This is a genomic window from Roseobacter sp. HKCC-CH-9208, assembly GCF_037805125.1.
Classification (GTDB): Bacteria; Pseudomonadota; Alphaproteobacteria; order Rhodobacterales; family Rhodobacteraceae; genus M30B80.
On record NZ_JBBLYK010000001.1, the window covers coordinates 2,109,623 to 2,134,832 of the forward strand.

Below are 25,210 nucleotides of genomic sequence, written 5' to 3' on the forward strand. Positions count from 1 at the left end.
GAGGATCAGGCATTGCGGGTTGCTCCGCAGCTTGCCTTTCGCGCAGCGGCTCGGGTTTTTCCGCTTTGGGGAAGTATCGAGACGCGATCGACGACTTAGCGATCCGATGCGTCTTCTCTTCCTTTGTTGCGTGCCATGTGTTTGCAATGGATTGCGTTTTCAGACATTCAAGTCCTAAATAAAAATGTTTTCAGATCGTGTAGAAAATACGTTTCCGAAGGCGTGAACGGGGGTTTCCAGATAGTTCGACCCGCCGCTTCAAATATGCTCCGAACAAGAGCTGCGGTTGGAAACGTGATTGTCTCTATGATCGAGCAAAAACATTTTGATACTATTTGGCGAGCTAATGATTCCATCGACCACGCAGCTGTTGAAAAAAACTTTATCGATATTTCCGTCGTTGATCCACTGCGGGGTGATGCCCTCTTCTATGGTGAACTGGAGTTGTCTAACGACAGCTCAGAGACAAGGCTGATAAACTTCAAGCTCTGGCCCACCCAACCACCTGATTGGTTCACCCGTGCCGACCGCGAGACCCGCGCCATCTGGGCTGAAGACCCAGAAACTTGGAGTTTTTGGGAAAGGTGGTGGGATGGCCTGATCAGCGGCACAATGCCATTCCCGCTCGAACTTCTCCGCGAGGTGGTTTTGATCGGGGATGGGATCTGGCGGGCTGGGCCAAAGGCGGTTGCCGAACGAATCGCGGAGGTGATTGATAATTTTGAGCGCCTGCGCCTTTTGGAGGAAACCCGTTCAATCAAGGGCGCGATTGAAGAGGCCTTGCCCGATGGTGCCGCAAGTGCCTTTCAACGTTCTCACAATAACCCGCCCGAATTGATCGAAAATGCAGACCCGCCACAGCAGGTCTTGATCATTTGGGCGGGGCTGGATCAGGTTGAACATGAGTTAACCAAGGCGAAGCCAGACAAGTCGCTTTTAGCTGAAATCGCTGAATGGATGAAGAAAGCGCTATTGGCGTTTCTTCGCAAATGCGGTGGTTGGGCTGATAAGGTTGTCGGGGCCTTGCTGGTCGAAGTTTTTAGCAACGGCGCGCTTTCGAAGCTATTGTCTGACCTGGCGCGATATATAACAGGGGGCTAACCACAAAACCCTGACGGGGTGCGAGATGGCACATGGGCCGTGCGTGGCAAAATCCTAGAGGTGAGGCGCGAGGCCCACCCCTCGGGTCATGCGCGCCAAAACTTTGAAACCGCTGCAAGCCCCGACTGATGCCACAAACCCCTTGCTTGGTGGAATCGCAACCGCTACTTCCCCGATATGACCCAAAGCCTTCCAACCCCCCGTGGCAGCTTGACCCCAGATCGCCCTTTGGCGGATCTGACTTGGCTGCGCGTGGGTGGGCCTGCGGATTATCTGTTTCAGCCTGCGGATCTCGAGGATTTGCAGGGCTTCCTTGCCGCGCTTGACCCTGCCATTCCCGTTTTTCCGATTGGGGTGGGGTCGAACCTCATCATCCGCGATGGCGGGATGCGCGGTGTGGTGATCCGTTTGGGGCGCGGGTTTAACGACATTCGCATCGAAGGGGATCAGGTCATTGCGGGGGCAGCCGCGCTTGATGCCCATGTCGCGCGACGCGCGGGCGAGGCGGGGTTAGACCTGACCTTTCTGCGCACCATTCCTGGCACCATCGGCGGGGCCTGCCGCATGAATGCGGGCTGCTATGGTGCCTATGTGGCGGATCATTTGACCTTGGCACGCGCGGTGACGCGGGCGGGCAGGGTGGTCACGCTTGCCCCTGATGATTTCCAATTCGCCTATCGCCAGACGGGGCTTGACCCCGATCTGATCTTGATCGAGGCGCGGTTCACGGCGCCGCGCGCCAAACCCGATGATCTTGTCGCCAAGATGGACGACCAACTGGCCCGCCGTGACGCAAGCCAACCGACCAAAGACCGCACGGCAGGCTCGACCTTTCGCAACCCTGCGGGGTTTTCCTCGACTGGGCGCGCGGATGACAGTCACGAGATGAAAGCGTGGAAACTGATCGAAGAGGCAGGTCTGCGCGGGCATCGTCTGGGCGGCGCGGTGATGAATGATAAACATCCCAACTTCCTGACCAATGCAGGCGGGGCCACCGCCAAAGAATTGGAAGATTTGGGCGAATATGTGCGAAAAAAGGTTTTCCAAAACAGCGGATTGCAGCTAGAATGGGAAATTATGCGCGTGGGTGATCCGTAAAGGATCAAAAGCGCGCCAATTACAGCCCGCCGCATAGATGCGGGCAACGCGGTGGCCAAGGGGCGCAAAGACCCTGAAGGCCGATTGAGGCAAGAGGCAAGATTTGGGCGGTTCTGCTGCAAAAGCATCCCCCCGTATTGCGTTATTGATGGGTGGCCCCTCGGCAGAGCGCGAGGTGTCTCTTTCATCGGGGCGCGAATGTGCCAAGGCACTGGCGGGCGAAGGCTATGAGGTGATCGAGGTCGATGCAGGCCCCGATTTGGCTATGCGCCTGTCTGAAATTTCCCCTGATGTGGTGTTCAATGCGCTTCATGGCCGCTTTGGCGAAGATGGCGTGGTGCAAGGCATGTTGGAATGGATGCGTCTGCCTTACACCCATTCGGGCGTTTTGGCCTCTGCGCTTGCCATGGATAAGCAGCGCACCAAGGATGTTTTGCGCGCCGCAAACCTGCCCGTCATGGACAGCCAGATCGTGGCGCGGGACGATGTCGCGCGCGCGCATGTGATGCAGCCGCCCTATGTCGTGAAGCCTAATAATGAGGGCAGTTCGGTCGGTGTGTATCTAGTGATGGACGGGGCCAATAGCCCCCCCCTGCTTGGCCCCGAGATGCCAGATCAGGTGATGGTGGAAACCTATGCGCCCGGTCGTGAATTGACCACCACGGTGATGGGGGATCGCGCCCTTGGCGTAACCGAGATCATCACGACAGGGTGGTATGATTACGATGCCAAATACAAACCCGGCGGGTCGCGTCATGTGATCCCTGCCGATATTCCCGCCGAGATTACGCAAGCCTGCCTTGATATGGCGATTGCCGCGCATCGCGCGCTGGGTCTGCGTGGGCTGTCACGCAGCGATTTCCGTTGGGACGATACGCGCGGCTTAGAGGGTTTGGTGATGCTTGAGGCCAATACACAGCCCGGCATGACCCCAACCTCACTGGCGCCCGAGCAGGCGCAGGCCGCAGGGATCAGTTTCGGCGCTCTGTGTCGTTGGATGGTGGAGGATGCCTCATGCGACCGCTAGGCCCCGCGCAGCGCCCAAGCGCACCGCAACATGGTGCAAGCGCCCCAAGCCCGCGCCAAAAGCGCGACCCCGCCCCATCGGTGATGGCCTATCGGTTTCAGCGCCTTTGGCTGACGCCCGTCTTTCGCGTCTTTATGCGCTATGGTCTGCCTTTGATCATCATTGTTGGGGGCAGCGCCGCCTATCTGTCGAACCCGCGCAATATGGATCAGCTGACCGCGCAGGTGGAAGATCTGCGCCGCACCATTGAGGCGCGCCCAGAATTTCGGGTGACTCTGTTGTCAGTGAATGGTGCAAGCCCTGCTTTGGCGGATGAAATCCGCGGGCTTTTGTCGCTTGATTTCCCGCTCTCATCCTTTGATCTCGATTTGCCCCAGATGAAGGCGCAGATCCAAGAAATGCCCGCAGTGCGCAACGCCCAACTGCGCATCGCAGCAGATGGGGTCTTGCAATTGGATATTGAGGAGCGGTTGCCTGAATTGATCTGGCAAACCCGCGAGGCGTTCTTGTTGATTGATGGCGATGGTGTGGTCATCGATGATTTGATCAGCCGACCTATTTCGCAGGCCTTGCCTTTGATCGGCGGGGAAGGGGCGGATCTTGCCGCGCGCGAGGCCTTGAACCTTGTGCGCATCGCGGCCCCTTTGGCCGATCAGTTGCGCGGTTTTGTGCGTGTGGGTGAGCGGCGTTGGGATGTCATTCTTTCTGATGGGCGCAAGATTATGCTGCCCGAGGAAAATGCCAGTTTTGTCTTGGATCGTGTGATCGCCTTGGATCAGGCGCAGGATATCCTGAGCCGCGACATCCTCAGTATAGATATGCGCAGGCCAGATAGGCCCACATTACGCCTCAGCGCAGAGGCCCAAGATAATTTCGACATTTTGCGTGGTCAGTTGGTGGTGAGTGGAGAACGGCAAGGATGATGAACAATCTGTATCATATGCAGCGCGCAATGCGCGCCAAACGCCAAGAGGCGCTCAAGCGCGGTGTCATGGCGGTTTTGGATGTGGGCAGTTACAAAATCTCCTGCCTTGTTCTGCGGTTTGATGAGACGGGCATGGCCTATTCCACAGATCGCCAAGCGGCCCTTGCGGGGCAGTCTGCTTTTCGGGTGATTGGCATGGGCACAACGCGCTCGCGCGGTGTGCGTTTTGGCGAGATCGACACGGTTCAAGAAACCGAACGCGCCATCCGCACCGCTGTTCAGACCGCGCAAAAAATGGCCCATACCCGCGTGGATCACGTTATGGTGGCTTTTGCGGGGGCGCGTCCGCGCTCCTATGGCATGGCGGGCGAGACGATTGTTCAAGAAAAGACTGTGCAAGATGATGATGTGGCCCGCGCCTTGGCCAGTTGTGATTTGCCTGATTTGGGCGAAGGGCGCGAGGTTTTGCACGCGCAGCCTGTCAATTTCTCATTGGATCATCGCACTGGCCTGTCCGATCCCCGCGGTCAGGTGGGCGAACGTCTGGCGGTGGATATGCATCTTCTGTCGGTCGAGGCCAATGCCATCGAGGCCCTGCTATACTGCGTGAAGCGCTGTGATTTGGAACTCGCGGGTCTGGCCTCTTCGCCCTATGTGGCGGGGGTGTCGAGCCTTGTTGAGGATGAACAGGAATTGGGCGCGGCTTGTGTGGATATGGGTGGCGGTGCCACAGGCCTGTCTATTTTCATGAAAAAGCACATGATCTACGCTGATACCGTGCGCATGGGCGGGGATCATGTCACCTCGGATATTTCGCAGGCGTTGCAAATTCCCATGACTCATGCCGAGCGGATCAAGACCCGTTTTGGGGGGCTTGTTGCCACGGGCATGGATGATCGTGAAATGATCGAATTGCAGGGCAATACAGGCGATTGGAATTACGACCGCCGTCATGTCAGTCGTGCGGAATTGATCGGCGTGATGCGCCCGCGCGTTGAAGAAATCCTTGAAGAGGTGCGCGCACGGCTTGATGCGGCAGGGTTTGATCATTTGCCCAGTCAGCGCATTGTTTTGACAGGTGGGGGCAGTCAGGTGCCGGGCCTTGATGGTTTGGCCTCACGCATTTTGGGCAATCAGGTGCGGCTTGGCCGCCCGATGCGGGTGCAAGGCTTGCCCCAATCGGCCTGTGGTCCCGCGTTCTCAACATCGGTCGGACTGTCGCTGTTTGCGGCCTATCCGCAAGATGAGTGGTGGGATTTCGACATACCTGCTGAAAGCTATCCTGCCCGCTCGCTGAAGCGCGCGGTGCGTTGGTTCCGCGACAATTGGTGAGAAACCGCCCCGCTTGCCGCGTCAAACCCTAGCGAAATTGCCCCCTCGCACCACAGAATGCGGGGGGTGTCGGCAAGATCACGCCGAAGGTCACATATAAGCCACTCTATTTTGTGGTAAATTTGCAATTTTCTGATGACGCGGCGCAGATTTATCGTTACTGTGATCCAAAAGAAACACGAGGCAGTCAAACCCCAAGATATCTGGCGCAAGATCAGATCAGGGACGACAAAACAGGTGGACCGAGCAGATGACCTTGAACCTTTCCATGCCCGACACAGGGACAGAGCTAAAACCACGGATCACCGTTTTCGGTGTGGGTGGCGCAGGCGGCAATGCCGTGAACAACATGATTGAGCAGGCCCTTGATGGCTGCGAATTCGTTGTCGCGAATACCGATGCCCAAGCCCTGCAGCAATCCAAAGCACCGCAGCGTATCCAAATCGGTGCGCGCGTGACCGAGGGTCTTGGGGCTGGGGCGCGCCCTTCTGTTGGGGCAAGCGCGGCAGAAGAATCCATCGAAGAGATCGTGGATCAATTGGCAGGCTCGCATATGTGCTTCATCACCGCGGGCATGGGCGGTGGCACGGGCACGGGTGCGGCGCCAATCATCGCGCAAGCGGCGCGTGAACTGGGCGTTTTGACAGTGGGTGTGGTGACAAAGCCCTTCCAATTCGAAGGTGCCAAGCGGATGCGTCAAGCCGAAGAGGGCATTGAGCAGCTGCAAAAGGTTGTTGATACGCTGATCATCATTCCGAACCAAAACCTGTTCCGTTTGGCCAATGAGAAAACCACCTTTACCGAAGCCTTCGCGATGGCGGATGATGTTCTCTATCAGGGCGTCAAAGGTGTCACGGATCTGATGGTGCGTCCTGGCCTGATCAACCTTGACTTCGCGGATGTGCGCGCCGTCATGAACGAGATGGGCAAGGCCATGATGGGCACAGGCGAAGCCGAAGGCGAAACACGCGCCATTCAGGCCGCTGAAAAGGCCATTGCCAACCCGCTCTTGGATGAAATCAGCCTCAAAGGTGCAAAAGGCGTCTTGATCAATATCACAGGCGGCTATGATCTGACCCTGTTTGAATTGGACGAGGCCGCAAACCGCATTCGTGAAGAGGTTGACCCTGACGCGAATATCATCGTGGGCTCGACCCTTGATACCTCGATGGAAGGTCGGATGCGTGTGTCTGTTGTGGCAACAGGTATCGATGTTTCTGAAATGCAACTTTATCAGCCAGAGCGCAGCTACACAGCGGCGCCTCAGCCTGCTGCAGAAGTTGTCGAAGAACAGCCAGCACCTGCCGAAGAATTCGCAGCAGATCAATCGCCTGAGCCGTTTTTGTTCGATGATCTTGAGCATGAAGTTGCCGCTGAGCCCGCCCCGATGATGGAGACGGATCACAACGAGGTTCCCGCGCCTGTGTATGACAGCGCGATGAGCAGCCCCGCCCCTGTCGCAGCTGACCCTGAGCCTGTTTACGAACAAGAAGCGGCCAGCTTTACCGTCCCGATGCGTCCTGCAGCAGGCACGCCAAGCCCGCAGGCCTTGGATCGGCTGAAAAATGCAATCGCAACGCATAATGCAACGACAGCCCGCCCAACTGCGCAGCGCCCCGCATTGACGGAGAAACCCGCAGCTCCCCGCCGTGCCTTTGGGATTAATTCGCTGCTTGAGCGGATGACGGGTCAAAGCAACACAGACTCCCCCGTGACTCGCAGTCGCCCTGACCTCAGCGCGCAGCATCAGCCGATGATGGAGGATGACGCAGTCGACCCAGAGCAGGAACGCATCGAAGTTCCTGCATTCCTGCGCCGCCAAGCGAATTAAATTTTCGAAACTATGACAGCGAAAAGGCCGATCTTGCATCGGTCTTTTTCGTTTCTAATCAAATTATTAGATGAGTATCCTGTGGTCTTTGGCAAGATTCTGCCGATGCGTTTTTGCATTGTTGCAGAGAGTAACAAAGCTTGAATTGTCTCGCTCCCGCTCAGTTTGTATCACAGGCTTGAAGTCAGATGGGGTGGCTGCGTTGGGGGCGCCCACGATTGTGGGCACAGGACGACAGAAAGGTTTGCTGTGCAAGCAACGCTGAAAAAATCTGCAAGTTTCAAAGGTGTAGGCCTTCATGGGGGAAAGCCTGTTACTTTGACCATCCATCCAAGCGTGGCCGATAGCGGCATTTGGTTCAACCGGGTGGACGTGCGCGATGCGGATCCGCTGATCCCCGCGCGCTATGATGCGGTTCCAGAAAGCCGCCTTTGCACCAAAATCTCCAACGCTGATGGGGTTTCCGTATCGACCATTGAACATTTGATGGCGGCACTTGCTGGCTGTGGTATCCACAATGCCCGTGTCGATATTGATGCCGAGGAACTGCCCATTTTGGATGGCTCGGCAGTTGAATTTGTGCGCGGCCTTCTTACTGCGGGTATCGCGCCGCAAGATCGCCCCATCTATGCGATTGAAATCCTGAAGAAAGTGACTGTGCGTGATGGCGACAGCGAAGCATCGCTTGCGCCTGCCTCGCATCTGACGATGGCCTTTTCGATTGATTTCCCTGATCCCGCGATTGGGGTGCAGCATCGCCACGCGGATTTGGCCAATGGGCGTTTCGTTCGCGAACTCTGTGACAGCCGCACATTCTGCCGCCAATCCGATGTTGAGGCGATGTGGAACGCAGGTCTGGCCCTTGGTGGATCCTATGACAACGCGGTTGTCGTGGATGGTGATGATGTGCTGTCCCCCGGTGGTTTCCGTCATGCGGATGAGGCTGTGCGCCACAAAATGCTTGATGCTCTTGGTGATTTGGCCTTGGCAGGCAACCCGATCCTTGGCCATTACGAAGGCGTGCGTGCAGGCCATATGTTGACCAATCGCCTGCTGCGCGCGCTTTTTACGATGCCTGATGCAATGCGTTTGGTGCAATGTGACGCTCAGACGGCTGCCCGTTTGCCCGGTGTGGGGGTCGGCCAACATGATTTGGCGCATGTTGCGTGAGGCAATCTGACGTTTTGCCCTTCCGATTAATGTGCTAACACCCTAGGAATAAGATACCCAAGGTTTGGGGTTTGGCGGATTTCTACAGGGTAGATAGATGAACGACACGTCACGCGCGCATGGATTTTCACGAAAGCTTGGGCTTGGTCTGCTGATCCTGTCGCTTGGGGTGACGGCCTGTGGCCCGCGCGCCGATGGTGAGCCGCGCCGTGGTCTCTTTGGGCCGCGTGTGGTGGAACAGCCCCTTGAGGCCCTGACCGCCGAAGAAATTTACAACCGGGCCGAGTTTGAGCTTGAAAATAAAGATGATCCAGAGGCAGCCGCGCCTTTGTTCCTAGAGGTTGAGCGCCTGCATCCCTATTCGGAATGGGCCAAGCGCGGGTTGATTATGGCTGCCTTCAGCCATCACGAGGCGCGCCAATACGAAGAGGCGCGGGTTGCCGCACAGCGCTTTATCGAATTTTACCCTGCCGATGATGATGCCGCCTATGCGCAGTATCTTTTGGCCTTGAGCTATTATGATCAGATTGAACAGGTGGGCCGCGACCAAGGTTTGACCTTTCAAGCCCTGCAAGCCTTGCGCGCGGTGATCGAACTTTACCCTGATAGCGAATTCGCCAATTCCGCCGCTTTGAAATTCGATTTGGCTTTTGATCATTTGGCAGCAAAAGAAATGGAAATTGGCCGCTACTATCTTGAGCGCCAACATTACATGGCGGCAATCAACCGCTTTCGTGTCGTTGTCGAAGAGTTCCAAACAACATCGCACACGCCTGAGGCGCTGATGCGCTTGGTTGAGGCCTATCTTTCTTTGGGTCTGACGGATGAGGCGCAAACCGCGGGCGCAATATTGGGCTATAACTTCCGATCTTCGCCCTTCTATGAAGATGCATATCGTCAATTGCAGGGGCAGGGCCTCGAGCCTGAACCGCAAGGCGAGGGTTGGTTGCGCGGCATTTGGAACAACACGATCCGTGGGGCGTGGCTCTAGGTCACTGAACGGGGGCATGGCCGATGCTGCGGCATCTCGAAATTCGCGATCTTCTGTTGATTGATCATCTCAGCCTTGAGTTTCAGGTGGGGTTGAATGTTTTGACGGGGGAAACGGGCGCGGGGAAATCCATTCTTCTTGAAGCGCTTGGCTTTGTCTTGGGCTGGCGGGGCCGTGCCGATTTGGTGCGCCAAGGTGCAGAACAGGGCGAAGTATCCGCCGTATTTGATCTGCCCACAGATCACCCTGTTCAGGCGATTTTGGCGGAGGCGGGCCTGCCCTCTGGACCCGAATTGATCTTGCGCCGTATCAACACCCAAGACGGGCGCAAGACCGCATGGGTGAATGATCGCCGCGCAAGCGGTGATGTTCTGCGCGCCCTGTCGGATGTTTTGGTCGAATTGCACGGCCAACATGATGATCGCGGTCTGCTTGACCCGCGCGGACATCGTGCGCTGCTCGATGAGTTTGGCGGCCATGGCGATGATTTGGCCGCGTTGAGCGCGCTGTGGCGGGCGCTCAGCAAGGCCGCATCTGCCCATAAAGCGGCGCTAGACGATCTTGAAAAAATTCGCGCTGAGGAAGATTTCCTACGCCACGCTGTAGCCGAGTTCGAATCCCTTGCCCCCGTAGCGGGTGAGGAAGATGCGCTTGATGCCAAGCGCCGCCTTATGCAAGGGGCCGAGCGGTTGCGTGAAGATGTGGCGCGGCTTGTTGCCACTTTGTCGGATCAGGGCGCAGAGGGCCAGATCGGCGATGCGCTGCGCCTTGTGGCTGGGTTGTCGGATCGCAGTGAAGGCGCCTTGGACGAGGCACTGGCCGCCCTAGAGCGCGCCAATCTCGAATTGGGCGAAGCGCAGCGGGTGGTTGGCGATTTCGCAGATCGTTTGATTTTCAATCCGCAGGATTTGGAAGAAACAGAAGATCGTCTTTTTGCCTTGCGCGCTTTGGCCCGCAAACACGGCGTTCTATGTGATGCCTTGCCAGAGATGTGGCAGGATTTGCAAACCCGCCTGAGCGCGATTGAAGGGGGGGATGCGCATTTGGCTGCCCTTGCCGCCGCCGAGGCCGCCGCAGATCAGGCCTATCAAACGGCAGCCGCAGCCTTGCGCAGCAAGCGTGAGGCTGCGGCGCGCGCCCTTGATGCGGCGATGGCGGGGGAATTGGCCCCGTTGAAAATGGAACGCGCGGTCTTCACCACCGCGCTCACCGATGCCCCCGCAGGCCCAGAGGGGATTGACGCCGTGACCTTTACTGTGGCCACCAATCCTGGCGCGCCTGCAGGGCCCTTGAACAAGATCGCCTCGGGCGGGGAATTGTCGCGGTTCCTTTTAGCGTTAAAGGTGTGCCTCACGCGGCAAGCATCTGACATAACAATGATTTTTGATGAAATCGACCGCGGTGTTGGCGGGGCGACCGCCGATGCCGTAGGGCGCCGTTTGGTCGGGTTGGCGCAAGGGGGGCAGGTGTTGGTTGTGACCCACAGCCCGCAGGTTGCGGCCCTTGGCGCGCATCATTGGCGTGTCTCAAAAGCCGTTGAAAATGAGACCACTCTCAGCACCGTGACGCCGCTTGATGCGGATGCCCGTGTCGATGAGATTGCGCGTATGATTTCTGGGGATGTCATTACAGATGCCGCGCGCGAGGCGGCGCGTGCCTTGGTGTTCCAAGCCCAGCTTTAGCGCGCTGCCCGCGCGCCAAGCCCCGCGCGCATCAAGATTTGGCGTACAGGTTTCACCGAGTAGAAACTGTTCAGCGCCTTCATCCGCAAATCGCGCAAGCCTTGATCATCGGCCATCGAGGCGCGATTGAGCGCATCCACCCCTGCCACCCGGGCGGCAATCTCGGCATGGCGTGCGCGTTCATATTTTTGCAACATGGCAGCCTCACCCAATCGGTCAGGCGCGGCCTTGGCCAGATCAAGCAGGGTCGCCATATCGGCAAGGCTCATATTGAGGCCCTGCGCGCCAATCGGGGGAACCACATGCGCGGCCTCGGCCACCAAGGCCAGACGCTCGCCTGTCATGCGATGCGCCACTTGCGAAATGATCGGCCAGATCGTGCGCTGTGAAATCAGACGCAACGGCCCATAAAGGTCGGCAGAGCGCGTGCGCATTTCATCCTCAAACGCGGATTGAGGGAGGGCACAGAGGCGTTCTGCCTCTGGCCCGCGCTCCATCCAAACCACGGCGGAGGAGGGTTTGCCTTCGTAATCTGGCAACGGCACAAGGGTAAATGGCCCGCCCGAGCGATGCACCTCGGTCGAGATATTATCATGCGGGTGGTCATGGCTGACAGCAAAGGCTAAAGCCTTTTGACCATAGCGCATGGTCGTCACAGGGATGCTCGCCGCCTTGCGCATGGGGGAATTGCGCCCGTCTGCGGCAATCACCAAACGGGCCCGCACACGGGTGCCATCGGTGAGGGTGACGCGCGCCTCTGCGCTTCGGGTAAGTAAGGATTTTGTGCCAACGCCCGCCCGAAAGGTGACATGATCCAATTCAGAAATCCGTGCCAAACCTTCACGGCGTAACAGCCAATTGGGCAGGTTCCACCCAAATGGCAAATCCGAGATATCGCTTGCGTTGAAATCATGCGCGCTGCGCGCTACGGCCTCGACCCCGCCTGCGTCCACGATGCGCATGATCTGCAAGGGCATTGCATGCGGTGCAAAATGCCGCCACAGCCCCGCCTGATCGAGAAAGTCGCGCGAGGGCTGTAAAAACGCGGTGCTGCGCAGATCGGAACCTTCTGCATCGCGGGTGGTAATCGGCGCGCTTGGGTCTACGCAAAGAACGGAAAAACCTGCCGCACCAAAGGCAGAGGCGGCAATCAGCCCTGCAATGCCGCCACCCGAAATCAGAATATCTGTGTCGATCATATCGCTCATGATCCCTTAAATAGGCCGCACCCTGCCGCGCGTCCAAGCGTCATTTTCGCGCGGCCCATCGTGCTGCACGCGGATCCATCACCCGCCGCCACAGCGGCGGCACCGTTGCCAAGGCGGCCATGACAGGAAGGCTGTAGGGCAGGCACGGGTGATCTGGAGCATAGCTCAGTTCCACATAGCTGCGGGTCGGATTGAGGTGGTAGTCTGAATGCAGCGGCGCGGCCAAGAGCATTTTGGTGCTAAAGTGGCGCGGTGCGTTCCAGCTGTCTTGCGCAGATTGCGGCGCGGGGCGGCCATCTGCGCCAATGGCGCGGCGCAGCCCGTAATGTTGGATGTAATCGGATATCATCGCTTGGATATGGAAGAGGGCGGCCACCCACAGATATGCGCCCATGTGACACCGCCACGGCGCACAGTCTCGCGGGCAAGCGCCCCATGAAAGGAGCCCCACCATGCCCGCGGAAGATAAGCCCAAAACCCAACCCCAAGCACGGGGCTATTTGGGTCGCGCGCGGTTGCAACATAAGGGTGATGGATCAACAAATGGGCCGAGGCGTGATGCCCCATCCCAAGGCTTGCACAAAGACCATGCCCGAAGCGCCGTGCGGCACGGCTGGGGTGGTGGATCAATTCATGCGCATTGGGGTGCGTGATCTGTCCTGCAAATGATGCAAACGCGAGCGTGAAGATGAGGGGCGCACCCCCCCCGTTGCACCACAAAAGGCAGGGCAAGGATGAGAGCAATATGACCGATCCCCAAAATCCATTGCAGGGCCAGTGCCCTATGTCGGTTGGGGCCTGCAGATACGCCGCGTGGGCGGGAGAGCTGCGGACTGAGATGGTCAACCAGACCCGCCACCACAGTCAGCACAATCAGCGCAAACAGCCCAAATGGGCCTCGTGCGAAAACCTCAAGCCACAATAGCCCAAAAGGCAGCAGCGTTGCGCCTGCGAATAGAACAATGGGCGGAAGTTTCATTCCCGCAAAACCCCGTCTGTGATCTGGCCAAATCAAGTGCTGAAAACTTACCGGCACGGGCCAATCAGTGCAAAGCCTTTGCAATGCCCCGCGCGGCGTATTAGGGGAAGGGAGTTAAGGTAAAAGGCGGTTTTTGAGCGAATGTCATTTTTCAAGAAAATGAAAGAGCGGCTCTTTAAGTCTTCGTCCAAGATTGACGAAGGGTTAGAGGCTTTGGTGGCCGAAGGCGCTACTGACGATATGGCCCCTGAGATAGTCGAAGAAACTGCCGAAGCAGCCGAGCGCATAAGTGAGGGGCAGAAGGCAGCAGAGCCAGAACCTGCGCTAGAACCTGAACCACAAGTCGAGCCAGAGCCAGAGCAAAGCCAAGACCCTGAGGGTGACCCTGAGGATGCTGCAGAACCTGCCGCGGTGGAAGAACCGCAGCCGCAACCAATAGCCCGCACCGCCACTGAGGGCGCGCAGGCAGAGACGGCGAAAGCACCTAAACCTGCGCCCGAACCGGCGCCTGCAGCGAAGCCAAGCCTGTTGCGCCGCTTGGTGGGAGGGGGCGCTGCACCCGTTGCCAAGCGCGTGATTGATGATGAGATGATCGAGGAATTGGAAGAAATCCTCATCAGCGCAGATTTGGGGGTGGAAACCGCCCTTGCGCTTTCGTCAAATCTGGCCTCCGAACATTTTGGCCGCCGCATGAGCGTGGCCGAGATCAAAGCGGCGCTTGCCCGCGATGTGGCCCGCGTTATGGAAGCTGTGGCCAAGCCGATGCCGATTTACCCCAAACGGCCGCAGGTGGTGTTGGTGGTTGGTGTGAACGGGTCTGGCAAGACGACAACGATTGGTAAATTGGCCAGTCAATTCAAAGCTGCGGGAAAATCCGTTGTAATTGCCGCCTGCGATACATTTCGTGCGGCAGCGGTTGAGCAGTTGGAGATTTGGGGCAATCGCGCGGGCGTGCCTGTGCTGCGTGCCGAAACGGGGGGCGATCCAGCGGCCTTGGCCTTTGATGCAATGGCGCGGGCCGAAGCCGACGCGGCCGATTTGCTGCTTATTGATACGGCGGGGCGGTTGCAGAACCGCGCGGATTTGATGGAAGAATTGGCTAAAATCGTGCGAGTGATCCGCAAAAAAGACCCTGATGCGCCGCATAACACGCTGTTGGTTCTTGATGCGACCACGGGCCAAAACGCGCTCAGACAGGTCGAAGAATTCCGTAAGATATCAGATGTCAGCGGGCTTATCATGACCAAGCTTGATGGCACAGCCAAGGGCGGTATTCTTGTGGCATTGGCCGATAGATTTGGCCTGCCTATTCACGCCATTGGTTTGGGAGAGCAGATTGACGACCTTGCCCCCTTTGATCCCGAAGAATTTGCAAACGCTCTTATGGGGTTGGAGAGCAATGCGTAACAGGATGGAGGGTCGCCCTTGGGGGATCTGATCATCGCCCTTGAGGGCACGGCGGCGGGCGAACAATTGGCGCTGATCTTGGCCTTATGCGCGGCGCTGCTGCATGCGATATTTGGCGCGTTGCAAAAGGGGCGGCATGACCCCCTGTTGTCACGCGGTGCGATTGATGCGGCGATGGTAGTTGTGGCAGGGCCTGTTGCCCTGTTCATCGTGCCATGGCCCGAGCCGCGTATGTGGCCTATTTTTGCGGGCATGTTCATCATCCATGCAGGCTATAAATGGGCGGTGTTGTCGGCCTATCGGCGTGGGGCCTATACGGTGGTTTATCCCGTGATGCGTGGCACAGGCCCGCTCTTTACTGTGATCGGAGCGGGCATCTTGTTTGGCGAGGTCTTTACCCTTGGCCAATGGATCGGGGTGGGCGTTTTGATCACGGGGCTTTATGGGCTTGCCGCCCATAATATCGCCACGGTGACGATTGATCGCGAAACGCTGATCCCCGCCTTGGGATTTGCAGTGCTGACAGGGTTATTTGTGGCGCTTTACACCAATTATGATGCCTACGGCATTCGCGCCACCGCCGACCCTTTTACCTTTCTGGCATGGTTTTTCTTTATTGATGGCTTTGCCATGCCTGGTTTTGCCTATGTCGCGTGGCGGCGTATGGAAAACCCGCCTGCGCTCTCAGGTTTGGCTTTGCGCGGGGTCATCGGGGCCTTGGTGGCATTCGGGTCTTTCGGGTCGGTCATGTTGGCCACGCGCCTTGATCATGTGGGCGAGGCGGCTGTGCTGCGCGAGACATCCACCGTGTTTGCCGCGCTGATTGGTTGGATTTTCCTCAAGGAAACCGTTGGCCCGCGGCGTTTGGCCCTTATGGGGTTGATTGCAGCGGGCGCGGTGATAGTTGAGGCAGCAGGCTAGAAAAGGAACAGACCCATGCAAAACGGAAAACCCATCGCGCCATGGTTAAAAACCACGCTAGAGCTTGGGCCTGTTCTGGGGTTTTTCGTGCTGTATCTGTGGATCAAAGATCAGACCTTCACCATTGCGGGGGTGGAGTATTCAGGCTTCATCATGGCGACCGCGCTGTTCATCCCTGTGATTGGCGCGGCAATCGCGGCCCTTTGGTATCTGACAGGGCATATCTCGCGCATGCAGATTTTCACATTGGTTATGGTCGTGTTCTTTGGGGGGCTGACCATCTGGTTCAATGACGAGCGGTTTTTCAAGATGAAAACCACGCTTGTTTACGCAGTTTTTGCGGCCTTGTTGGGGATTGGCCTTCTGCGCGGGCAAAGCTGGCTGAAGTTGTTGATGGGTGAATTTCTCAAGATGCGGGATGAAGGTTGGATGATCATCACCCGCCGTTTGACAGCCGTTTTCGCCGCAATGGCTGTTGCCAATGAGGTCGTCTGGCGCAATTTTTCGGAACAGTTTTGGGTAACCTTTGAAACCTTCGCGCTGCCCGCCTTTTTGTTCGTGGCCTTTATGGCGCAGGCAAAGGTGATTGAGCGCTTCAGCGAGCCTTCGGACGAGGCTTAAACCCGCCCCGTTTGGCCGTCCCACCATCGCGCGTGGGGGGCGCAGATTTTTTGGGCGGCGCTTTGCGCAGCTTTCCCGTTTTGGGGCCAGTTTTGGCCTTCGCGTGCCCCTCAACCCGCACTTCTAGGCCGAGTTGATCCGCCAAGACGCGCGGTTTGATCTCTTCAACCTCGCCCGCTTTGAGTTCGCCCAAGCGAAACGGGCCGTAAGAGATGCGGATCAGCCGGTTCACTTCAAAACCAATCGCCTCCATCGCACGGCGAATTTCGCGGTTCTTTCCCTCGCGCAGGCCAATGGTGAGCCATGCATTGGCCCCTTGTTGGCGATCCAGTGAGACGCTCATGGGTTGAAATGTCTCGCCCTCGATGCTCAGGCCCTTGCGCAGAGGGGCAAAGGCCTCGTCATTTGGTTTTCCCTTAATGCGCACGCGATATTTGCGAAGCCACCCAGTGGAAGGCAATTCAAGTTTGCGCTTAAGGCCGCCATCATTCGTCAATAAAAGCAGACCTTCGGAATTCAGGTCGAGCCGCCCCACGGACATCACCCGAGGCAGCGTGTCTGGCAAAGCGTCAAAGACGGTCTTGCGCCCCTTTTCATCCGCGGCGCTTGTGATCAGCCCCGCAGGTTTGTGATGGAGCCACAGGCGCGGGGCGGCGATCTCGGGCAGGGGGGCGTTGTCCACCTCAATGCGATCTTGCGCGGTCACATTCAGGGCAGGGCTGTCGATGACTTTGCCATTCACGCTGACGCGACCCTCGGCAATCATCCGCTCCGCCTCGCGGCGCGAGGCAATCCCTGCGCGGGACAGGCGTTTGGCGATCCGCTCGCCCTGTGGTGTGCTTGTGTTCATGTGCCCTCCCTAAGGGTTTGGCTTCTGCTTGGAAAGAGGCAGAAACTGAGGCATTAAGGGAATATGAACGAATTTCACAGCCATATGCCCCGCGCGCTTGATCTGGCGCGACAGGCCGCCTTGCAGGGGGAGGTGCCTGTTGGTGCCGTGATCATCAAGGATGGCGCGGTAATCGCCGAAGCCCGCAACGAGATGCGCGCGCGTCATGACCCGACCGCCCATGCCGAGATGCTCGCCATTCGTGCCGCTTGTGCCGCATTGGGGCAGGAACGCCTTACAGGCTGCGATATTTGGGTCAGTCTTGAGCCTTGCCCTGCCTGTGCAGGGGCCATTGCCGCAGCGCGCCTGTCGCGTCTTTATTATGCGGCTTCTGATCCGAAATCGGGCGGCGTGGCGCAGGGGCCATGTGTCTTTGATCACCCCCAATCGCATTGGAGGCCTGAGATATATTCTGGCATGATGGAGAATGAGGCAGCCGCACTCTTGCGCGCGTTCTTCGCAGCCAAGCGAGACGGGTGATGGCCGACAGAATATGCGCGGAGGGCCTATAAGCCGGATTCTGTCCTGCCCCTTGCGGGGCATGGATGACCATTCCTCTGGGCGATCTGTTGCCAGATCACTCTAGCTGCCAACCCGGATCGCACGGGGCAGAAGCGGCCCTGAAAGGTTGCCCTTTCCAACGATCCCTATTTGGCATTGCTCCCGGTGGGGCTTGCCGTGCCGCCCGTGTCACCACGCGCGCGGTGGGCTCTTACCCCACCGTTTCACCTTTTCCCAAGGCCGAAGTCTTGGGTAGTTTCATTTCTGTGGCGCTTTCCGTCAGATTGCTCTGCCTAGGCGTTACCTAGCACCGTTGCCTCTTGGAGTCCGGACTTTCCTCGAACATTGCTGCCCGCAGTCATCCAGCCCTCCGCGCAAGAGGCGCTTTAGGTGACGCGGCCCGCGCGGTCAACGCCAAAGCGCGCCGCCAAATCAGCCGCAATCGCGCAATCCCATCCGTCAAGCGGGGCGGCCTTTGCCAAAGCATAGGGGCGATACCTGCGCCGCAGCGTGTCGCGCATGAGGTCGAGATCATCCACATGATACCCAATTTGCGCGCAATCATTCATAAAGCGCTGCGGGTCTATCGCCAAAGCCCCGCGCGCCTTTGGCATAACGGCTAGGCCTTCATGCGCAAGCCGTGCCCAATCAAATCGTGGGCCTGGGTCAATCTTGCGCCCTGCAGCCAGATCAGAATGGCCGATAACGCCTTCGGGCGGAATATCCCAACGGGCCATGATCCCGAGCAGCAGATCACCGAGGCAGGCCATTTGTGGTTCGGAAAACGGGCTAAATCCGCAATTGTCCAATTCAATTCCGATAGAGTGGGAATTTACGTCCACGATCCCGCGCCAAGCCCCTGCGCCCGCATGCCATGCCCGCATCGCCTCATCCACCAAAGCGTGGCATGCGCCATCACGCCCAATAAGATAATGCGCCGAAACCTCGCGGGATGGGTCGCAGAGCGCGCGCGCTGCCCCCTCGTAATCCTCCATCGCGGTATAATGGATCACGATCAAAGAGGGGGTTGCCCCCTCGCGCCTTGGCCCGAAATTCGGGCTTTGGCGAGGCAGGCTCATTGGGTCGCACGCGCGGCTTGGGCCGCCGCGCGATAGGGTGCAGGATCCCATCCGCAGGCATAGCCATTCCCATCAGGGTCAAGCACAATTGGGTCGTGATTGGGCCCGCCGCGCGCTAAGAAATCTTCTTGCGCGAGATCATCCCTGCGATAGGCCGCACAGTTTTCCGCATGTCGTCCCCGACCCAAGGGGGAACGGGCATAAACCCGTTGCCCCATCGGATGGCTCGTTGCCAAGGCGTAATTCAACACCGATGGGCCAACCGTTTGGGGGCGCTCAGGCACGGGTTCAGGTGCCACCACTACCAATTGTTGCTGCATCCGTGCGCGTCGTTCGGCGTCTGATTCAATCGTCTCACGTGCGGACACCGCGTTGAAATCCTGTTCGTCAGAAATCCCACGGGGTGTTGTAGATGTCGGGGGTGCAGATACGGGTGCTGCAGAGGCAATGGTTGTCACAGCGACAGGTGGCGTGGATGCCTTAGGCGCGGGGGCGGCGATAGCGCGCGCGCCCTGTTGTGAGACCGCCTGTGGCGCGGCGGCCTCAATGGCCGCGCGGGCGCGGGCCGCTAAAATTTGATCTTGCGTCAAAACGGGTGCTGCGGGTGTGGCAGCATTGGCCACGATCGGCGCCGTTTGCGGCGCGGTGATTGCCTGTGGCGGTGTGCGCAAGGCCTCGCGCCGTGCAGCCTCGGCGGCGAGATAGCTTTGATAATCGTTGAACCCAACCCCTTGGGCGACATCATTGGGGGCAGAGACGCATCCACTCCCCCCAATTCCTACGGCCACAAGCAATGCCCCCACGCGCAGCTTGTCCCGCAAATTTGCGGAATGCCCGACCTTAAACCCCATCACTGCCTCATAAGCTTTTTGCATATTTATGCAGAAAGCTTACCACCATTTATTGGGTTTGGCTACAAATCCCGCCGCAGTTTCCAGCGCGTAGGCGGTGTTGAGCAAATCACCCTCTTCAAAGGGGCGGCCGATCAATTGCAGACCCAAGGGCAGGCCCGCACTGCTCAAACCTGTGGGCAGGGCCACACCTGGCAGGCCCGCAAGGTTCACGGTGACTGTGAACACATCGTTGAGATACATCTCAACAGGGTCAGCCACCTCTTTCCCCAACTCAAACGCCGCCGATGGTGTGGCGGGTGTGAGGATTGCATCAACGCCTGCGGCAAATACCTCGTCAAAATCGCGTTTGATCAGGCTGCGCACACGGCGCGCGCGGTTGTAATAGGCATCGTAAAACCCTGCTGATAGCACATAGGTGCCGATCATGATCCGCCGCTTTACCTCGGCGCCAAAGCCTTCGGCGCGGGTTTTCTCGTAGAGTTCTGTAATGCCGTCCCCTTGGGACAGTTCCGCGCGATAGCCAAAGCGCACCCCATCATAGCGCGCAAGGTTTGATGAGGCCTCGGCTGGTGCGATCACGTAATAGGCGGGCAGGGCGTATTTTGTATGCGGCAGCGAGATGTCGTGCAGCTCCGCACCTGAATCTTTCAGCATCGCAGCGCCATCGGCCCAAAGTTTCTCAATCTCTTCGGGCATCCCATCGACCCGATATTCGCGCGGGATGCCGATGGTTTTGCCTCGAATGTCACCCGTCAGAAGCGCCTCGAAATCGGGAACGGGTAGATCGGCGGATGTGCTGTCTTTGGGGTCATGCCCCATCATCGCGGCCCCCATGATTGCGGCGTCCCGTACCGTTTTGGTCATTGGCCCTGCTTGATCAAGGCTAGAGGCAAAGGCGACAATCCCCCACCGCGAGCAGCGCCCATAGGTGGGTTTCAGACCTACTGTGCCCGTGAAGGCGGCAGGTTGGCGGATTGACCCGCCCGTATCCGTACCAGTGGCCCCAAGGCAGAGGTCAGCCGCAACCGCGGCGGCCGATCCCCCAGAAGACCCACCGGGCGTCAGGTTTTGATCGCTGCCCTTTGCGCGCCATGGGTTGACCGCTGGCCCGTAAACAGAGGTTTCGTTGGACGACCCCATGGCAAACTCATCCATATTGAGTTTGCCCAACATGACCGCGCCTGCATCGCGCAATTGCGCTGAGACGGTCGATTCATATTCAGGCCGAAAGCCTGACAGAATTTTTGACGCGGCTTGGCTCTCGATCCCTTCGGTGCAGAACAGGTCTTTGATCCCAATAGGAATGCCGCAAAGGGCGGGCGCATCGCCCGATTTGATCCACTGATCTGCGGCCTCGGCGCGGGCAAGCGCAAGATCGGGGGTGTTATGGACAAAGGCGCCAAGCGCGCTGCTGCCCTCAATCGCGCTAAGGCAGGCATTGGTCAATTCAACTGCTGTGGTCTCGCCACGGCGCAGGGCATCGCGCGCCTCGGCAATGGTCAATTTGTTCAGATCAGACATCACTCAACCACCTTTGGCACGGCAAAAAATCCTTCGCGCGCATCAGGCGCGTTCGACAAAACCTTGGATTGTTGATAGCCATCCGTCACCTCATCTACACGCGCCTTCAGGCGCTGTGGCGTGACCGATGTCATCGGCTCAACATCGCTGACATCCAGTTCTGAGAGTTGCTCAATAAAGCCCAAGATCGCGTTGAATTCGGACGCTAGGCTTGGCAATTCGGCAGGGTCAACCTCGATGCGGGCAAGTTTCGCCACGCGGGCTGCGGTGTCGGTGTCAATTGACATCGTAATATCCCTTCTGTTCTGTCAGGCGCGGGTTTAGCGGGGCAGGGGCAGCACTGCAAGCGGCCACGCGTAGAAAACCCGTTAGGTAAACCGAACACTTGGCGGGTCGTCATCTGCCTGTCACAGTGTCACGCCATAGCCGTGATCAGTAGTATAGGTGCGCCAGCATGAACGAAAATCAACACCCCCCCAGTCTGAGCGCGCTTTTCGCGGTTTTTGCGCGCATTGGAGTTTTGTCCTTTGGCGGGCCTGCCGCGCAAATTGCCCTGATGCATCGTGAATTGGTCGAGCAGCGCAATTGGTTGAGCGAACGACAATTTCTGGCGGCACTGTCCTTCACCATGCTTTTGCCCGGGCCAGAGGCCATGCAACTGGCCACTTATGCAGGGTGGCGCTTGCGCGGCACTTTGGGTGGCTTGATCGGTGGGGGGCTTTTCGTCTTACCAGGTGCTTTGGTCATCATGGCCTTAAGCGCGCTTTATGTGGGCTTTGGTCAGCTGCCGCTTATGGCGGCGCTGTTCTTGGGCATCAAGGCAGCGGTGATTGTGATCGTCATCCAAGCCTTTTTGAACCTGTCAAAACGCGCCTTAAATGGGGGCGTTGCCGTGTGGATTGCGGGACTGGCATTTACGGCACTGTTCGTATTTGATCTGCCCTTTCCTTTGGTGATCGCAGGGGCGGCGCTGACTGGCTATTTGGGTTGGATCACGCCTATTGCGGCGGCGGCAGACCTGCCGCAAGGGCGCCCGTCCAACAGCCTTGCCCATCTGGCGCTTTGGGGCGGGTTGTGGGCCGCGCCCTTGGGGCTTTTATACCTGATAGCGCCTGAGGGGCTCTTGTTGGAGGTTGGGCTTTTCTTCTCTAAACTGGCGCTTGTGACCTTTGGCGGGGCTTACGCGGTCTTGGCCTATATGGTGCAGCAAGTTGTCGGGGATTTTGGATGGCTCACCACAGGGCAGATGATGGATGCTTTGGGCTTGGCTGAAACCACGCCCGGGCCGCTGATATTGGTGACGCAATTTGTGGGCTTCCTTGCGGGGTTTGGCGCCTATGGGTGGGCAGGCGCGGTCACTGCCGCGCTTTTGACCCTTTGGGTGACGTTCATACCCTGCTTCTTGTGGATATTCCTATTCGCGCCACAAGTGGATCGCTTGGTCGCATGGCCCAAGCTACAGGCCGCGCTTGACGGGGTTATGGCAGCGGTTGTTGGGGTTATTGCCAATTTGTCTGTGTGGTTCGCACTGCATGTTTGGTTCGAAACGGTCACGCGCGACAGCAGGCTGTGGTTGCCTGATTGGGCGAGCCTTGATTTGGCCGCCGTGATCTTGACCCTTCTCGCGGCAACCTTACTGCTGTGGCAGAAGATGGGCCTGATCCGCGTTCTGGTGATTATAGCGGGGGCGGGCGCGCTTATTTCCCCGTTTTTCGGTTGACACCTGCCGCCCTGTCAGTAAAAGCGCCCAAACATAATTACCTCGCGCGCGGATTCTCGCGCCGATCAACGCCGTTCAAGGAGCAACGCCATGGCGAAGCCGACAACGATTAAAATCCGCCTGAACTCCACGGCGGGCACGGGCCACTTCTATGTGACCAAGAAAAACGCACGCACAATGACCGAGAAAATGACAGCGCGCAAATACGACCCAGTCGTGCGCAAGCATGTCGAATACAAAGAAGGTAAGATCAAATAAAATCTGCCTGTCTCGGATATACATAAAAAAGCCGCGCCTGATTGCGCGGCTTTTTTATTGGCGTGATACAGCAATGACAAAGGGCCGCACTGTTCATGCGGCCCTTCATTTTTGGATATGTGCCCCGCAGGCTTATTCGCGATTGCCCAAGAATTGCAGCAGGAACATGAACATATTGATAAAGTCGAGATAGAGGCGCAACGCCCCCATAATCGCGGATTTGTTCAGCCATTCCTGATCGCCATGCACGGCATGGTCGATATATTCTTGTTTGATGGACTGGGTGTCATAGGCAGTCAGACCTGCGAAGATCAGCACGCCCAAGATGGTGATCGCGAAATAGATCGCGGGTGAGCCCAAGAAAATATTGATGATCGAGGCCACAATCAGGCCGATCACGCCCATCATCAAGAATGTGCCCCAGCCGCTGAGATCCTTTTTGGTGGTATAGCCATAAAGGCTAAGCCCCGCAAAGGCGATGGCGGTGGTCAGGAAGGTCTGTGTAATGGACACGCCTGTGAACACAGCAAAGATCCACGAAATGGAGATACCCATCACGGCAGCGAAGGCATAGAAGAACAACTGTGCTGCTGCGGCAGACAAACGGTTCACCGCCGCGCCAAAGGCAAAGACCATGATCAGCGGCGCGAACATGGCAATCCAGCCAAGGATATTGGGCTGCATCGTGATCGGGTCGCGGAACAGGGCGTTCAGCGCAGGGTTGCTGCCGATTGCCCAAGCAGCGCCTGCGGTCATGACCATGCCTACGGACATGGTGCCGTAGACCTTGTTCATATGGGCGCGCAAGCCCTGATCAATTTGCGCTGCATTGGCCGAGGCCGCCGCCGAGCGCATCGTTTGATATGGTGCCATTGATCCCTCCTACAGAGATGGCTGTGACGATCAAAAAGGGTGGCAAAGCCGACCCTTGGGGTCGCAGGCGGCACTCTGCCGCCCGTCCTTGGCGTTAATATTGGCAAGAAGGGCTATTTTTTCAAGTGAAAGCTATGCAAAACACACTCAAAGGTTTGATAGTTTTTTCCTATCGCGTAAGCCTGTGATAGGTATCAAAGCGTCTTTGCGATTTCGATCACCACTTTGCCCGTGGATTTGCGCGATCTAAGCGCGTCAAGGGCTGCAGGCAGGGCGTCAAACGGGTAAAGTGCACCAATATGAGGCTTGAGGCCGCCTTTTGTGTAAAGGCCAAAAACCTGCTCAAGGGAGTGTTGCAAGGCCTCTGGATTAAAGCGCAGATATCCGCCCCAATACAGGCCCATCACATCAAGATTTTTGACAAGCAGATGATTGGCGGGGATTTGCGGAACGGTACCGCTGGCAAAGCCGATGCTTAAAATCCGCCCTTCGGGCCGCATAGCGCTAAATCCGGCCTCAAATCCCGCGCCGCCAACCGCATCATAAAGCACATCAACACCGCCAAGGGCGCGCAATTGGTCGCGCAGATCGGGGGTGTCTGCGTCAATCACATGATCCGCGCCAGCGCGTTTGGCAATTTCAAGCTTGGCTTGCCCGCGTGCCACCGCGATGACCTTGGCCCCAAGGCTTGCGCCGATTTCCACCGCGGTCAGGCCGACCCCACCTGCTGCACCTAACACGGCAAGGGTTTCCCCCGCAGCCAGACGCGCACGCCGCGTCAATGCCAGATGCGAGGTGCCATAGGCGATCAAAAATCCTGCGGCCTCGGTCAAGGGCATGTGATCTGGCAGGCGCAGGGCGCGCTGTGCGGGAAAGCATCCATATTCTGCCAAACCGCGTTGGCCCGCATAAACGGCCACAGGATCCCCCACCGCGTGGGTTGTCACCCCACCCCCAAGCGCATCCACCACGCCTGCCAATTCCAACCCCATTACGAAGGGCGGGGTCGGGGTGTCTTGGTATTTTCCCTCAATCATAAGCAGATCGGCAAAGTTCAGACCACAGGCCGCAATGCGTACCCTGATCTCGCCTTTGTTAGGGCGTGGCATCGGAAGTTCACGGATTTCTGGCGCGGTGTTAAAGGCGCTCAACTCCCATGCTTGCACGGCAAAATCCTTTCCCAATCATCCAAGCCCCTGATCTTGCACAGTTAAGACATCGC

General features: G+C 57.9%; 25 protein-coding genes and 1 other RNA gene. 15 read left to right on the forward strand and 11 right to left on the reverse strand.

Going from position 1 to position 25,210, the window contains the following annotated elements; translation table 11 throughout:
- Window positions 1-123: 123 nt before the first annotated feature.
- The 9 genes from AAC621_RS10620 to recN all read left to right on the forward strand — a co-directional run bounded on the left by AAC621_RS10620 (window position 124) and on the right by recN (window position 11,157).
- On the forward strand, window positions 124-1,101 hold the full coding sequence (locus tag AAC621_RS10620; protein WP_340255404.1) for a hypothetical protein: 978 nt from the start codon (window positions 124-126) through the stop codon (window positions 1,099-1,101).
- A gap of 177 nt (window positions 1,102-1,278) precedes the next feature.
- The gene (gene murB / locus AAC621_RS10625) at window positions 1,279-2,199 is read left to right on the forward strand and encodes a UDP-N-acetylmuramate dehydrogenase (protein ID WP_340255407.1); all 921 of its coding nucleotides are present in this window, start codon (window positions 1,279-1,281) and stop codon (window positions 2,197-2,199) included.
- A gap of 148 nt (window positions 2,200-2,347) precedes the next feature.
- Entirely contained in the window at window positions 2,348-3,226 is an 879-nt protein-coding gene (locus AAC621_RS10630; protein WP_445322505.1) for a D-alanine--D-alanine ligase, read from the forward strand.
- Window positions 3,214-4,149 (forward strand): cell division protein FtsQ/DivIB, encoded by a 936-nt coding sequence (locus AAC621_RS10635; protein WP_340255410.1) that lies wholly within the window; start codon window positions 3,214-3,216, stop codon window positions 4,147-4,149. The genes AAC621_RS10630 and AAC621_RS10635 overlap by 13 nt, the downstream gene beginning before the upstream one ends.
- Window positions 4,149-5,483 carry a cell division protein FtsA gene (gene ftsA, locus AAC621_RS10640; protein ID WP_340256484.1) on the forward strand — a complete coding sequence of 445 codons (1,335 nt, stop codon included), beginning with the start codon at window positions 4,149-4,151 and terminating at the stop codon, window positions 5,481-5,483. The genes AAC621_RS10635 and ftsA overlap by 1 nt, the downstream gene beginning before the upstream one ends.
- A gap of 250 nt (window positions 5,484-5,733) precedes the next feature.
- A complete protein-coding gene (ftsZ, locus tag AAC621_RS10645; protein WP_340255413.1) occupies window positions 5,734-7,314 on the forward strand; it encodes a cell division protein FtsZ in 1,581 nt (526 codons plus the stop codon).
- 249 nt (window positions 7,315-7,563) lie between these two features.
- On the forward strand, window positions 7,564-8,484 hold the full coding sequence (gene lpxC / locus AAC621_RS10650; protein ID WP_340255416.1) for a UDP-3-O-acyl-N-acetylglucosamine deacetylase: 921 nt from the start codon (window positions 7,564-7,566) through the stop codon (window positions 8,482-8,484).
- A gap of 97 nt (window positions 8,485-8,581) precedes the next feature.
- Window positions 8,582-9,475: an outer membrane protein assembly factor BamD gene (locus tag AAC621_RS10655; RefSeq protein ID WP_340255419.1), complete on the forward strand. Its 894-nt coding sequence runs from the start codon at window positions 8,582-8,584 to the stop codon at window positions 9,473-9,475.
- Window positions 9,476-9,498: 23 nt separating this feature from the next.
- Window positions 9,499-11,157 (forward strand): DNA repair protein RecN, encoded by a 1,659-nt coding sequence (gene recN, locus AAC621_RS10660; RefSeq protein ID WP_340255422.1) that lies wholly within the window; start codon window positions 9,499-9,501, stop codon window positions 11,155-11,157.
- Here recN and AAC621_RS10665 read toward each other — a convergent pair.
- From AAC621_RS10665 to AAC621_RS10675, 3 genes are read right to left on the reverse strand one after another with little or no spacing between them, the layout of a single operon-like run.
- Window positions 11,154-12,365 carry a UbiH/UbiF family hydroxylase gene (locus tag AAC621_RS10665; RefSeq protein WP_340255425.1) on the reverse strand — a complete coding sequence of 404 codons (1,212 nt, stop codon included), beginning with the start codon at window positions 12,363-12,365 and terminating at the stop codon, window positions 11,154-11,156. The two genes, recN and AAC621_RS10665, sit on opposite strands and share 4 nt — an antisense overlap.
- 40 nt (window positions 12,366-12,405) lie before the next feature.
- Window positions 12,406-12,759, reverse strand: coding sequence for a hypothetical protein (locus AAC621_RS10670; RefSeq protein ID WP_340255428.1), 354 nt, complete (start codon window positions 12,757-12,759; stop codon window positions 12,406-12,408).
- The gene (locus AAC621_RS10675; protein ID WP_340255431.1) at window positions 12,711-12,995 is read right to left on the reverse strand and encodes a hypothetical protein; all 285 of its coding nucleotides are present in this window, start codon (window positions 12,993-12,995) and stop codon (window positions 12,711-12,713) included. Before AAC621_RS10675 ends, AAC621_RS10670 begins: the two co-directional genes overlap by 49 nt.
- Window positions 12,996-13,485: 490 nt before the next feature.
- Between AAC621_RS10675 and ftsY the strand changes: the two genes are divergently transcribed.
- Genes ftsY through AAC621_RS10690 form a run of 3 tightly spaced genes read left to right on the forward strand, consistent with a single transcriptional unit; the run spans window position 13,486 to window position 16,293 of the window.
- Entirely contained in the window at window positions 13,486-14,751 is a 1,266-nt protein-coding gene (gene ftsY / locus AAC621_RS10680; protein ID WP_340255434.1) for a signal recognition particle-docking protein FtsY, read from the forward strand.
- A gap of 18 nt (window positions 14,752-14,769) precedes the next feature.
- On the forward strand, window positions 14,770-15,672 hold the full coding sequence (locus AAC621_RS10685; protein WP_340255437.1) for an EamA family transporter: 903 nt from the start codon (window positions 14,770-14,772) through the stop codon (window positions 15,670-15,672).
- A 15-nt stretch (window positions 15,673-15,687) separates the two neighbouring features.
- Window positions 15,688-16,293 carry an inner membrane-spanning protein YciB gene (locus AAC621_RS10690; RefSeq protein WP_340255440.1) on the forward strand — a complete coding sequence of 202 codons (606 nt, stop codon included), beginning with the start codon at window positions 15,688-15,690 and terminating at the stop codon, window positions 16,291-16,293.
- Here the strand turns inward: AAC621_RS10690 and AAC621_RS10695 are convergent.
- Window positions 16,268-17,143, reverse strand: a complete 876-nt coding sequence (locus tag AAC621_RS10695) for a pseudouridine synthase (protein WP_340255443.1) — start codon at window positions 17,141-17,143, stop codon at window positions 16,268-16,270. The two genes, AAC621_RS10690 and AAC621_RS10695, sit on opposite strands and share 26 nt — an antisense overlap.
- Window positions 17,144-17,206: 63 nt before the next feature.
- Between AAC621_RS10695 and AAC621_RS10700 the strand changes: the two genes are divergently transcribed.
- Window positions 17,207-17,662: a nucleoside deaminase gene (locus tag AAC621_RS10700; protein WP_340255446.1), complete on the forward strand. Its 456-nt coding sequence runs from the start codon at window positions 17,207-17,209 to the stop codon at window positions 17,660-17,662.
- Window positions 17,663-17,675: 13 nt separating this feature from the next.
- Here AAC621_RS10700 and rnpB read toward each other — a convergent pair.
- The 5 genes from rnpB to gatC all read right to left on the reverse strand — a co-directional run bounded on the left by rnpB (window position 17,676) and on the right by gatC (window position 21,424).
- Window positions 17,676-18,057, reverse strand: an RNA gene (gene rnpB, locus AAC621_RS10705) — RNase P RNA component class A.
- Window positions 18,058-18,069: 12 nt separating this feature from the next.
- Complete coding sequence (locus AAC621_RS10710) at window positions 18,070-18,762, reverse strand: N-acetylmuramoyl-L-alanine amidase (RefSeq protein WP_340255449.1); 693 nt, start codon at window positions 18,760-18,762, stop codon at window positions 18,070-18,072.
- The gene (locus AAC621_RS10715; RefSeq protein ID WP_340255452.1) at window positions 18,759-19,637 is read right to left on the reverse strand and encodes a hypothetical protein; all 879 of its coding nucleotides are present in this window, start codon (window positions 19,635-19,637) and stop codon (window positions 18,759-18,761) included. The genes AAC621_RS10710 and AAC621_RS10715 overlap by 4 nt, the downstream gene beginning before the upstream one ends.
- A gap of 15 nt (window positions 19,638-19,652) precedes the next feature.
- Entirely contained in the window at window positions 19,653-21,137 is a 1,485-nt protein-coding gene (gene gatA, locus AAC621_RS10720) for an Asp-tRNA(Asn)/Glu-tRNA(Gln) amidotransferase subunit GatA (protein ID WP_340255455.1), read from the reverse strand.
- Window positions 21,137-21,424 (reverse strand): Asp-tRNA(Asn)/Glu-tRNA(Gln) amidotransferase subunit GatC, encoded by a 288-nt coding sequence (gatC, locus tag AAC621_RS10725; RefSeq protein ID WP_340255457.1) that lies wholly within the window; start codon window positions 21,422-21,424, stop codon window positions 21,137-21,139. Before gatC ends, gatA begins: the two co-directional genes overlap by 1 nt.
- A gap of 167 nt (window positions 21,425-21,591) precedes the next feature.
- Between gatC and chrA the strand changes: the two genes are divergently transcribed.
- Window positions 21,592-22,857, forward strand: a complete 1,266-nt coding sequence (chrA, locus tag AAC621_RS10730) for a chromate efflux transporter (protein WP_340255460.1) — start codon at window positions 21,592-21,594, stop codon at window positions 22,855-22,857.
- 90 nt (window positions 22,858-22,947) lie between these two features.
- Window positions 22,948-23,115: a 50S ribosomal protein L33 gene (gene rpmG / locus AAC621_RS10735; RefSeq protein WP_111731977.1), complete on the forward strand. Its 168-nt coding sequence runs from the start codon at window positions 22,948-22,950 to the stop codon at window positions 23,113-23,115.
- A 132-nt stretch (window positions 23,116-23,247) separates the two neighbouring features.
- On the opposite strand, the gene AAC621_RS10740 is transcribed toward rpmG, so the two are convergent.
- Complete coding sequence (locus AAC621_RS10740) at window positions 23,248-23,988, reverse strand: Bax inhibitor-1/YccA family protein (RefSeq protein ID WP_340255463.1); 741 nt, start codon at window positions 23,986-23,988, stop codon at window positions 23,248-23,250.
- Between the two features lie 194 nt (window positions 23,989-24,182).
- On the reverse strand, window positions 24,183-25,154 hold the full coding sequence (locus tag AAC621_RS10745; RefSeq protein WP_340256487.1) for an NADPH:quinone oxidoreductase family protein: 972 nt from the start codon (window positions 25,152-25,154) through the stop codon (window positions 24,183-24,185).
- Window positions 25,155-25,210: the final 56 nt, after the last annotated feature.

Coding starts and splice junctions, on each gene's coding strand:
- murB (WP_340255407.1), top strand. CDS start 1,279: ATGACCCAAAGCCTTCCAACCCCCCGTGGCAGCTTGACCCCAGATCGC.
- AAC621_RS10630 (WP_445322505.1), top strand. CDS start 2,348: ATGGGTGGCCCCTCGGCAGAGCGCGAGGTGTCTCTTTCATCGGGGCGC.
- AAC621_RS10635 (WP_340255410.1), top strand. CDS start 3,214: ATGCGACCGCTAGGCCCCGCGCAGCGCCCAAGCGCACCGCAACATGGT.
- ftsA (WP_340256484.1), top strand. CDS start 4,149: ATGAACAATCTGTATCATATGCAGCGCGCAATGCGCGCCAAACGCCAA.
- ftsZ (WP_340255413.1), top strand. CDS start 5,734: ATGACCTTGAACCTTTCCATGCCCGACACAGGGACAGAGCTAAAACCA.
- AAC621_RS10655 (WP_340255419.1), top strand. CDS start 8,582: ATGAACGACACGTCACGCGCGCATGGATTTTCACGAAAGCTTGGGCTT.
- recN (WP_340255422.1), top strand. CDS start 9,499: ATGCTGCGGCATCTCGAAATTCGCGATCTTCTGTTGATTGATCATCTC.
- AAC621_RS10665 (WP_340255425.1), bottom strand. CDS start 12,365: ATGAGCGATATGATCGACACAGATATTCTGATTTCGGGTGGCGGCATT.
- AAC621_RS10670 (WP_340255428.1), bottom strand. CDS start 12,759: ATGGGCGCATATCTGTGGGTGGCCGCCCTCTTCCATATCCAAGCGATG.
- ftsY (WP_340255434.1), top strand. CDS start 13,486: ATGTCATTTTTCAAGAAAATGAAAGAGCGGCTCTTTAAGTCTTCGTCC.
- AAC621_RS10690 (WP_340255440.1), top strand. CDS start 15,688: ATGCAAAACGGAAAACCCATCGCGCCATGGTTAAAAACCACGCTAGAG.
- AAC621_RS10695 (WP_340255443.1), bottom strand. CDS start 17,143: ATGAACACAAGCACACCACAGGGCGAGCGGATCGCCAAACGCCTGTCC.
- AAC621_RS10700 (WP_340255446.1), top strand. CDS start 17,207: ATGAACGAATTTCACAGCCATATGCCCCGCGCGCTTGATCTGGCGCGA.
- AAC621_RS10710 (WP_340255449.1), bottom strand. CDS start 18,762: ATGAGCCTGCCTCGCCAAAGCCCGAATTTCGGGCCAAGGCGCGAGGGG.
- AAC621_RS10715 (WP_340255452.1), bottom strand. CDS start 19,637: ATGCAAAAAGCTTATGAGGCAGTGATGGGGTTTAAGGTCGGGCATTCC.
- gatA (WP_340255455.1), bottom strand. CDS start 21,137: ATGTCTGATCTGAACAAATTGACCATTGCCGAGGCGCGCGATGCCCTG.
- gatC (WP_340255457.1), bottom strand. CDS start 21,424: ATGTCAATTGACACCGACACCGCAGCCCGCGTGGCGAAACTTGCCCGC.
- chrA (WP_340255460.1), top strand. CDS start 21,592: ATGAACGAAAATCAACACCCCCCCAGTCTGAGCGCGCTTTTCGCGGTT.
- rpmG (WP_111731977.1), top strand. CDS start 22,948: ATGGCGAAGCCGACAACGATTAAAATCCGCCTGAACTCCACGGCGGGC.
- AAC621_RS10740 (WP_340255463.1), bottom strand. CDS start 23,988: ATGGCACCATATCAAACGATGCGCTCGGCGGCGGCCTCGGCCAATGCA.